Here is a 1757-nt window from a genome sequence, read left to right as displayed (position 1 = left end):
CATAAACAACCTAATGAAAAATATCCTAAAACAATTGATAAATATATACACCCCGTTTGTTTAAGCCCCTTTTTTCGCACGACCTGAAAATGCGCCGACTTTGAAGTATAATGAATTTGAAAGGTAAACAAAAGGGAAAGGTGTATATACATGAATAATCAAAATCCTGTGTCTGTCTATTTTACCACCCATACCTCCACGCTCGCGAACCAGATGGTCGAAGGCGTTCTTCAACGTACAGGGCTGAGGATTTCCGAAGAGGAAAAACGGCAAGCCATCCTTATGTACACCGACCTATTCAAATTTTTAGGGGAATCAGATGAATCCGCCGGGGTATCGGAGCACCTTTTGTCCTGGAGCAAACAAAACGCGCAGCGGCTAGCCGTTTCCGAAGGAAGATTGTCCGAGATAGCCTTACGGTATCCGCCCACCAGGGAAGTATTCATCAATCTGATGACGAACATCGGCAGCAATCTCGGGCTCTCCCTGAAGGAGCATTCAACCATCATCAACCGGTTCAACTCCCTACTCGATGTCAGCCTGAATGAAACGGTCCTCGCTTTTGAGCAGATTGCGGAACAATACAGGGAAAATACAGAAAGAGAGTTGGCAGAACTTTCGGCACCCCTTGTGCTGATTCAAGATGGGGTGGCGGTTATGCCGTTGATCGGGATCATGGATTCTTACCGTGTCACACATATCGCGGAGGATGTGGTCCCGAAGATCGCCGAGCACCGATTGAGATATCTCATCGCTGACTATTCCGGTATTCTGGACCTGGATGAAGTTATCGCCCATTCCTTGAGGTCCATGGGGAGTGCTCTTATTCTGATGGGTGTAGAGGTGGTGGTGAGCGGCATGCGTCCCGAATTAGCCATGACGGTGATCAAAAGCGGGATCAACATGTCGGACATTAAAACCTTCGCCCATGTGAAACAGGCATTGGAATGGATTAATTCCCGTTCCCGTTAATCATCCCCCCCCCTTCAAGACGTGGTTTTGCATGACGTATACGAACTGGGAATGGAATCTAAAAAGGGGTATAACGCTGTTCTTCGATGATATGAAGGACCCTCCATAAGGAAGGTCCTTCCAAAGCCACTGCCATTAGAGTGTTCAATAGGGATTCCCGTTATTCATTCGGGATAATGCTTCCGCCCCGAAAAGCCAATTTTCTCACTTGGGAAATTGACTTTTTCAGTTACTTTGTGAATAAGAGTACTTAAATTAGTCGAGTAGAATGGAGACTTTCTACCTTTCGGTAGATTGCACTCCACCCCCTCACAGAACCGTGCTTGCACTATTAATGCACACGGCTCCTCCTAGTTACCATTCACATTTCTGCTATCCTTAATAGTTTTGTTGCCATCATTATTCCTACCTCAGAGTGTAGTAAATGTGTCCGTATTAAGGTTGATAACTGGTACCTTTCCTCCATCGGCATTACCCAACTTCATTGGTACTACGCTGCTATCCGACTCCCTATTCGGCATTTGGCTTCCTTGCTTGTTATCGCTTGTACACCATACTCTTTCATTAAGAAAAGACCAATAGGGTCTCCCGAGTTGCCGTATCATATCAATGTGTAACGTGCCAAGGTCTCTGACTCCAGAGAGGTTTTATCCATCTTGCCTTAAACGATGGATAAAATGTAGCTTTCTGTTGCAGGTAAAACATCAGCCCTCTCGATTTTACTAACATTATGGAGCTCAAGCCATTCAACCATTTGGCTTTCGGTCCGCCGTCGGGTAGAAAAC

General features: G+C 45.8%; 1 protein-coding gene. It reads left to right on the top strand.

Annotation, left to right across the window (positions count from 1 at the left end):
• The first annotated feature begins 150 nt into the window (after nt 1-150).
• Entirely contained in the window at nt 151-972 is an 822-nt protein-coding gene (locus V7266_RS28665) for an STAS domain-containing protein (RefSeq protein ID WP_335472615.1), read from the top strand.
• The last annotated feature ends 785 nt before the right edge of the window (nt 973-1757 follow it).

This window comes from Neobacillus drentensis (assembly GCF_036965645.1).
GTDB classification, from domain to species: Bacteria; Bacillota; Bacilli; order Bacillales; family Cytobacillaceae; genus Neobacillus; species Neobacillus drentensis_D.
This window is presented reverse-complemented; position numbering and strand designations above follow the sequence as displayed.